Genomic DNA, 5,129 nt, shown 5'->3' on the forward strand with positions numbered 1-5,129 from the left:
GCGATGACATCGTCAACGCCAACATCACACTGACGACATCGGTAGGGCAGACGACAACGACGTTGCTGGGTGGCGCAGGCAATGACCGGCTGACGGTCACCGACAACGGGGCCGGCTATGCCAATCCGGCGATGCCTGGCATGACCAGTAGCTCGGGCATCGCCTATGCCAGCCTGGACGGCGGCGACGGCAACGACACCTTGTCGGCCGGCGGCGTGTTGCAGTTGAGCATGACGGGCGGCGCTGGAGCGGACACCTTTGTTCTGACGGCGCAGCAATACCGCACGGTGCTGGAAGGCACGCGGATGTACGGCCCGATGGACCCGATGAACCCGAACAGCGGCACGCCGATCAAGGCGGACGCGACGGTGATCACGGACTTTGCGGTCGGCGTGGGCGGCGATGTGCTGGACTACTCTGACTTGCTGCGCAGCGCCACGATCGGTTTTGATGGCTCCAACCCCTTCACCGGTGGATACCTGAAGTTGATGCAGTCGGGTGCAGACACGCTGCTGAGCTTTGATGCGGACGGGGCGGCGGGAACGGCCAAGGAGGCCGTGACGATTGCTGTGCTCAAGGGCATCAACGGTGGCGATCTGGTTGCCGCTAACTTCAACCCTAACTTCCCAATTGGTGGCAACTTGCCGGTGGGCCAAGTGCTGACCGGCACCGCGTTGGCAGACAAGCTGACTGGGACTGCGGCAGACGACATCATCAAAGGCCTGGGCGGCAATGATGTCATTGAAGGCCTGGGCGGCAATGACCATCTTGACGGTGGCGACGGTGACGACAGCCTCAAGGGCCAGGACGGCAATGACAACGTCTACGGTGGCGAGGGCAGTGATAGCTTGGACGGTGGCGCCGGGGTCGACAACCTGAGCGGTGGCGCGGGCGACGACCGCCTGGTCTATGACGCCATCGACGGCAACGTCTCCGGTGGCGCGGGCTTGGATCTGTTGGTGCTGCAGTCAGATGCTGTCATCGGCAATATCAACTTGGGTAATGCCGCTGATCAGACTGCGGGCGACAACGCCTTGGTCACGCAGATGGAGGGGGTGGACTTTTCGGCTATCACGCAAGCGGTCTCTTTCTCCGGCAACAGCGGTGGCGCCGATTGGCTGATCGGCAGCGCGTTCAACGACAGCCTGAGCGGTTTGGCGGGCGATGATGTCTTGGATGGTGGCGTGGGCGCCGACAGCCTCATCGGCGGGCAAGGCAATGACATCTTCCTGGTGGACGATGCGGGCGATACGGCAATCGAATCGGCCAACGAGGGCACGGACGAGGTCCGTAGCACGGTGAACTACACGTTCGCCGCCAATGTCGAAAAGCTAAGTCTTTTGGGTAGCGCCAATTTGAATGGCACCGGCAATGAGCTCAACAACAGCCTCATCGGCAATGCCGGCAACAACCAACTCAGTGGCGGTGGCGGCAACGACCTGCTCGACGGTGGCGCGGGCGCAGACAAGTTGCTCGGTGGCAGCGGCGACGATGTCTATTTGGTCGACAACGCAGGTGATAGCGTCACCGAGTTTGCCGGCGAAGGCGGCAATGACGAGGTGCGCAGCTCAGTCGATTTCACGCTGTCGGCCGAAGTCGAGAAGCTCACACTGACTGGCAGTGTCGGCCTCCACGGCACGGGCAATAGCTCGGCCAATGTGATCGTCGGCACCGCAGGCAATGACGTCATCAACGGTGGAGCAGGCGGCGATACCCTGCAGGGCGGCAGTGGCGACGATAGCTACCACGTTGATTCCTTGAGCGATGTGGTGATCGAGCAAGTTGGTGGCGGCATTGACACCGTGTACACCAGCGTGGGTTACAGCCTGGGCAATAACATCGAGAACGTGATCGTCACGGGAACGGCCAGTGCAGTGCTCACGGGTAATGGCGGCGACAACCAATTGCTGGGCGGCACAGGCGCAGACGCGCTCAACGGCGGCGCTGGCAATGACCTGCTTGACGGCGGCGCTGGCAACGACACCCTGTCCGGAGGCTCCGGCGATGACGTCTATGTGGTTGACGCCGTGGGCGACAAGGTCATCGAGTTGGGCGGGCAAGGGATTGACACCGTGAAGTCCAGCATCAGCTACACCTTGGGCGCTGAGCTTGAAAACTTGACACTGCTGGAGGCATCAGGGGCAGCACCCAAGGGACTTGCCGCCAATGCCGCAGCATTCAAGACGGCCTCGTCCAACCTGCCCGGCGCCAACGGTGCTGGTAACAATTTGTCCAACATCATCATTGGCAACAGCGGCAACAACACCTTGAGTGGAGATGCCGGCGTTGACACCTTGACCGGCGGCGGCGGCTCAGACCACTTTGCCGATACGGCCTCGAACCTGAATCAGGATCGCATCACCGACCTTGGCTTTGATGATGCCATCGATGTGTGGGGGAGCCGCTTCAGTGCAACTCGCTACAACGCCAGCACCGGTGTGCTGGAGTTGGATACCGCCGGCAATGGCAGCTATTCAACCAAGGTTAACCTGACGCCAGGGCTGGTCGGCGAGTTCGTGGCTACGCCAAGTGCTGCGGGCCAAGCGGCTTCAACGCAAGTCCGCCTCATGCTTGATAGCGACGGCGATGGCGTGGGTGACTTCCATGACAACGCGATCTTTGTGGCGAATGCCGATCAGCGCGACACCGATGGTGATGGTTATGGCAACGTCGTTGACGCTGACCTCAACCAGGACTTCATGGTGGACTTCTTCGACCTGTCGATGCTGGACAGCGTGTTCTACACCGATGACCCAGATGCCGATCTAAATGGCGACGGGCTGGTGGACTTCTTCGATCTTTCGATGCTCGATGACTTGTTCGGTAAGGCGCCGGGCCCTTCATATGTCGACCTGATGCCAGCTGGGGCTGGTTCGGCTGCGAGCGATCAGAGTCAAGTTGCTGGCACTCAGCAATCTGTCGAGCAGCATATAGCGGGAGATTTCCTGGAACTGACGCTGGTGGGTGTGCATAGCTTGCACGGCGGACAGGGCGGGCTGGAGTGGCAGCACGGCGTGTAACGTCTTTTTCGAGGGTTATGGCCAAACGACCAAGCTATGTCTTACGGTAAATATTTACCACTGCTTCTAGGGGGAGGGAGTACTGGCATCAATCCTTAAAGTGGCTCCTGCCAATTTTGGACTTTTGTTGGCGCGCGTCGCTGGCTCTCTCGGTGATGTGAATGCCGGCTTAAAGGTCGACTGGAGCTTTCACTGGGAGTGCAGCCAAATGACAGTCTTTAATTATTCAGCGAACAGCGCCGTTGCGTTCGATGCACTGAATGACAGCCTGAACTTCGACAGCCTCAGCATAAGCGCTGCCGACTTGCAGTTCCAGCCCTCGGGGGCGAGTCTATTGGTCGGGGTGAACGGCCAGTTCATGACCCTGCTGAATACAAGCTATGCGAGCCTCGTCACTGCCTCCTTGAGCTTTGCCAATGGCTCGCTGTTTTTCAAAGACACGGTGGGCACAGAGCTATTCAATGGCAGTGCCCAAGCCGATTACTTTGACCTGAGCGGCGGCGGCGATGACCAAGCCGGCGGCGGCAACGGCAATGACGTCTTCAACGTTGGCGCTGCGCTCAGTGCTGCCGATCGGATTAGCGGCGGTGCGGGCAGCGACACCCTACGCTTGGCTGGCAACTATGCGGCGCCCGTGGTTTTTAACGCGACCACAGTGACCGGTGTTGAGAACTTCTTGATCGGCGCAGGCGGCACGGTCCGCCTGACCCTGCAGGACGGTATTTTTACCGACACCACCGGCCCCATAGCCATCAATGCCAGCGGCCAATCGGCCAGCGACAGCTTGGTGCTGGATGCTAGCCAACTCAGCACGCTGAATAACCCAAGCTATGCCTACCTGAATGTGATCACCGGCGCTGGCAACGACAGCGTGTATACGGGTACGGGCAATGATTTGCTTGGCACCGGCGCAGGCAATGATGTCCTGCATGGAGGCGGGGGCCATGACACGCTGTATGCCGGGATCGGCAACGATGTGCTCTGGGGCGAATCGGGCAACGATACCTTGAATGGCGACGACGGCGACGACACGCTTGAGGGCGGGGACGACAACGACACCCTCAGCGGTGGTGCAGGCAATGATGTGCTCTTCGGGGGTGCCGGAAACGACATCCTGGTGGGCGGCATGGACGCCGACACCCTCACCGGCGGCACCGGAAATGACACCTTCACATTCGGTTTCGGCAGCCCGCGCACCGAATCGTCGCAAAGTACGGTGGACACGATCACCGACTTTGCCGTCGGCGACAAGATCGATCTGCCTGGCACCAACTACATCAACAGCCTGCCGCTGGCCTTTGTTGAGGCGCAAACGGCTTTCCGAACCGATGACCAGGCCTTCAATGCCGGCAATCTCGGCGTGCGGCCCGGCTCGAATCCGGGCGACGGCTTTGTGGACGTGATGTGGCGCTACTCGGCTGCGTTGAACCAGGTGGAACTGTGGGTTGATGGCAACGACGACGGCCAGTTCAGCGAGGTGGACACCTTTGTCATCCTGAAGAGCGACGTCACCGGCAAGACCACCTTCACTGGCGCCGACCTGGTAGATAACTTTGTGGCCTGGCGGGGCACTGATGGCGGTGACAACTTTGGGCCTGGCACAGCGGGCATCAATATCGCGGCCGACAATTTGGCCTATGGGCTCGACGGCAACGATGTGCTGGACGGCGGCCTCGGCAGCGACCAGTTGTATGGCGGGCTTGGCAATGACCAGCTCATAGGTGGTGAGGGCAGCGACAGCCTCTATGGCGGCAGCGGTGCTGACACGCTGGACGGGGGCAATGGCAGCGATTCGCTTTCTGCTGAAGGTGAAAACGCACCCGGGGTTAGCGGTGTCGATGCACCAGGCACGGTGAACACCCTCAACGGCGGGGCGGGCAACGACTACTTGAGCGGTGGCGCGGGCGATGACCAACTCAACGGCCAGGCTGACGACGACAGCCTGAGTGGCGGGGCTGGCGTCGATGTGCTGGTTGGGGATGTTGGCAACGACACCCTCTACGGCGGCGATGGCAACGACACGCTGGACGGCGGCGACGGCAACGACACGCTGAACGGTGACGCTGGCACCGACAGTCTGTTCGGCGGGGCGGGCAATGACACGCTCAG

At 60.8% G+C, this 5,129-nt stretch carries 2 protein-coding genes; both read left to right on the forward strand.

Annotated elements, in window-relative coordinates:
- A partial coding sequence (locus PRZ03_RS23655) for a beta strand repeat-containing protein (protein WP_273602557.1) occupies nt 1–3,020 on the forward strand: 3,020 nt, incomplete at its 5' end.
- Between the two features lie 208 nt (nt 3,021–3,228).
- On the forward strand, nt 3,229–5,129 hold a 1,901-nt coding region (locus PRZ03_RS23660), incomplete at its 3' end, for a calcium-binding protein (RefSeq protein WP_273602558.1).

Source organism: Roseateles albus (assembly GCF_028595345.1).
GTDB lineage: Bacteria > Pseudomonadota > Gammaproteobacteria > Burkholderiales > Burkholderiaceae_C > Paucibacter_A > Paucibacter_A albus.